Annotated in this window: 3 protein-coding genes and 2 pseudogenes; 2 read left to right on the top strand and 3 right to left on the bottom strand. The window is 36.6% G+C overall.

Features of this window, described 5'->3' with window-relative positions:
* Positions 1 to 533 (bottom strand): annotated as a pseudogene (locus WB217_RS04120) (aminoglycoside phosphotransferase family protein); the annotation flags it as partial.
* A gap of 132 nt (positions 534 to 665) precedes the next feature.
* Here WB217_RS04120 and WB217_RS04115 point away from each other — a divergent pair.
* A complete protein-coding gene (locus WB217_RS04115) occupies positions 666 to 929 on the top strand; it encodes a hypothetical protein (protein ID WP_423990902.1) in 264 nt (87 codons plus the stop codon).
* Positions 930 to 1,107: 178 nt separating this feature from the next.
* Here the strand turns inward: WB217_RS04115 and WB217_RS04110 are convergent, their stop codons facing one another.
* Positions 1,108 to 1,770, bottom strand: a complete 663-nt coding sequence (locus WB217_RS04110; RefSeq protein ID WP_423990900.1) for a hypothetical protein — start codon at positions 1,768 to 1,770, stop codon at positions 1,108 to 1,110.
* A gap of 254 nt (positions 1,771 to 2,024) precedes the next feature.
* Here WB217_RS04110 and WB217_RS04105 point away from each other — a divergent pair.
* Positions 2,025 to 2,684, top strand: a pseudogene (locus WB217_RS04105) (glycosyltransferase).
* Between the two features lie 143 nt (positions 2,685 to 2,827).
* On the opposite strand, the gene WB217_RS04100 reads toward WB217_RS04105, so the two are convergent.
* Positions 2,828 to 3,280: GNAT family N-acetyltransferase (locus WB217_RS04100; protein WP_423990898.1), on the bottom strand; the 453-nt coding region annotated here is incomplete at its 5' end.

Here is a 3,280-nt window from a genome sequence, read left to right as displayed (position 1 = left end):
CAATCACCATGAAGCAAATATGGCTGGTTAATCATTTCGCTTTTTTTGTTTTTAATCAATGTATAAATAAGTTTACTATCCTCTTCTGAAAGGTAATTTTTGAGAATGTTAGTTGCTTCAATGGCTCTCTGGAGTAAAAAATCATTCCATGAAGGACTTTGATCATCTGTCCAGCCCCAACCCCCTTCGGATTCGGCAATCTTATAATGATTGAATATGTTTTGTACTAATCCGACCAACAATTCCCTTTTGTATTTTCTTTTGTATATCGATTCACCTTTCATATAGGAATAGACTATGTAATTATTTTGGGGCTCCTCATATATAAGCGTTGGAAATAGTAGAATCTCTGAATACTCTTTGAGAAATACTGCTTCTGCTTTTAGCACTTGTGGTTCATTCTTTTTTATCACATAGCGAGATTGAAGCAAATATAACTCGCTCGTAGTTCCACCGCTTAGCTTTTTATAAGACGAATCGTCCTCGATGATTTTTAACTTTTTCAGTTCCAAAAGAATGCTTTCAACTTTCATGCTTTAAACCTCATAAAATTAATTGACCTCTATGTATTTATATATTCTTTTGAAAAAGCTTGTTTCCTTCCCATACTGCCAAATAAAAAACGGCCTCTTAAGATAGGCCGCCATTATTATGAATTCTTCTTCATGAAATATATGATTACACCGCTGATAAAACTACCAAGCGCTGCCGTTCCCAGCATCATGAAGTATACGATTTCGCCCAACATAGCCATTTCAGCAGCAGGAGAAATTAATAATTTTACGCCGATGACTAAAGTGCAAATAAAAAATATCATACTGGGCAGCCATTTAAGCCATTTTGCTTTTGCTTTAATGAAAATGAAAGGAAAAGCCATGCCAATAAGAAAAACAATAGAAAACACCATTTTTTTCATTCCCATCCCGTAATATGCTTTGCTGATTGTATTAAAGTAGACGAAATATTAAATTTTGTGTTACTTGTCTATAAAAATGATTTACTGTATAGAGTCTGTTTTTCATATGAACTGAGTTTCATAATTGTTTACTGGCTTATACTATGGTCGAAAGCTTCTATACCCAGTGCACGAATATAATGAAATGTGATTTAAGAAAAGCAGCTTGACATCTGGTTTCTTGATAAGCAATCCTCAGGTTTAAAATGAATTTTAGCCCATTTGCCATCCTTCCAAACAAACTGACCAATTTCCATATTCGTCCCATTTGTCAATTCCACAAAAACAATCATATAGTACTGATCATCATTTCCTAGGAATCGAAAGTATTTAATAAATTCCTTTTTAACCATCGGGTATCTTTGTTTTATCAAATGACACCATTCACCATACCTAACATCGACATTAGTTTTTGCATCATGAGCCCACCCATGGTAAGCAGCGCACAGGAAGTCCTCACCTATGCGAGTTATCTCCTCGATTTTGAAGCCCTCCGAATCCTTCACAGTTTTGATAAAACCATAATAATAACCAAAATAGGTGATTGGTTTGTCTGACCCCTCTATGGTTTCTATTTCATAAAAAAGCTGATCATCGGATATAGGAATCAATTTCAATAAGTTAATGTGGCCGATTCCCTCGAAAAGCTTAAGGAAGTCATTATAACTTAACTTTGTATGGAAATCTTTTGATAAAAATTGATACGCAATTGGAAAAGGCTCTTTAGCCATTCCAACCGTCCCGCACCCACCCATTTTCCCTGGAAGTAAATTTTCAGCTTCACGGAGCACACTGAAAAAATGAACTACTGTCATATAAGGGCTTCTTAGAAGTTCCTGCAGATACATGGGTGAACTTGTTTGCGGCAATCTCATTATATTTATTGCTTTGCTTTTGGATGGCCTAAAATACTTTTCATTTATATTCAATACGATCCCTCCTCTCTATTTTAAGAAGGAGCAATAGAAAATGTGCAGGCAAGGGAATGAAATGTGTATTTTAATACACAATAACAAATGTTTATTTTAACCATAAAGGAGAAGATATCGTGAGAAAACTGTTTTTGCAAATGATAGTAATTATAATGGCTTTTGGTATTGGGCTTCCTCAAATCACAGCAAGTGCTGAGGGAAACGAAAGAGCTCATCAACATTGCAACTGGCACGCAGTTGCGCAATTAAAGGGCGGGATGAGAAAGCTTTGGATTGACCATGTCATGTGGACGAGGGATTATGTTAAAAGCAACCTGGCTGGCTTAGAGGATCAGGATCAAGTTCTTGCTAGGCTGATGAAAAATCAAGAGGACATCGGAAATGCCATCAAGCCATACTACGGAGATGAAGCGGGAAATAAGTTAGGAGTACTATGAAAGGACCATATCGCCATTGCTGGAAAATTGGTTGTAGCAGCGAAAACTGGTGATCAGGCAAATTTTAAAAAGTTTAATACTGAATGGTACAAAAATGCTGATGAAATAGCCAAATTCCTTAGCAGTGCAAACCCAAATTATAACGAAAAAGAGCTAAAAAAAGATTTGTACATGCATCTGCAATTCCTTACTGATCAAGTAACTGCACGATTGAAGAAAGACTGGGCTGCAGATATTACTGCATATGACCAGGGTGAAGATCACATGATAAAATTTGCTGACACCTTATCAAGAGGGATTACAAAGCAGTTTCCGGAAAAATTCAAATGCCAGAGGAAGCATGGGATGAAGAAAAAATAGTGAGAAGAGATTTTTGATGGTTTCGTTTAAAAGGGCACGAAAAGGTAAGATATCCGTGCCCTTATCCTATAGAAAACGATCACGTGAACCGTTAGTATTTTTCGAACTTGAATTTGAAAGTAATACCCGCCGAGTGAGTGCACTTACTTTTTCTTATTTTGCCAGTCGATTGCTAATAAACTGTATGTAACCAGGTCCTCATAGTGGTCATATAGCCATTGTCCATCCCTTGTGACTCCTTCATTGCAGAAACCTAATTTTTCTGGGATTGCTTTACTTTTGGCATTATTGACAGCACATTGAATTTGAACACGATTAAGACTCATATGAGTGAATATGTAATCTAATAAGGAAGATACAGATCTTGTGATGACCCCCTTACCCTGTGCATTTGCTGATAAAAAGTAGCCAATGCTCGTGCTCTTGTTTTTCCAGTCGATGTAGTGAAGACCTATCATCCCTACTAAATTCCCATTATACCGAATACCCGCATCAAAGCCGTTATTATCTGCGTAATTTCTTATCCAAATTGGGATGATTGGTTCAAGGTCTTCAGCAGATTTTCTTTTATCCACCCACAACAGCCATTTCCTAAG

The organism is Mesobacillus sp., from assembly GCF_049588175.1.
In the GTDB taxonomy this organism is placed as follows: domain Bacteria; phylum Bacillota; class Bacilli; order Bacillales; family Cytobacillaceae; genus Mesobacillus.
The sequence above is the reverse complement of the archived record's forward strand: the minus strand, read 5'-3'. Positions and strand labels throughout refer to the sequence as shown.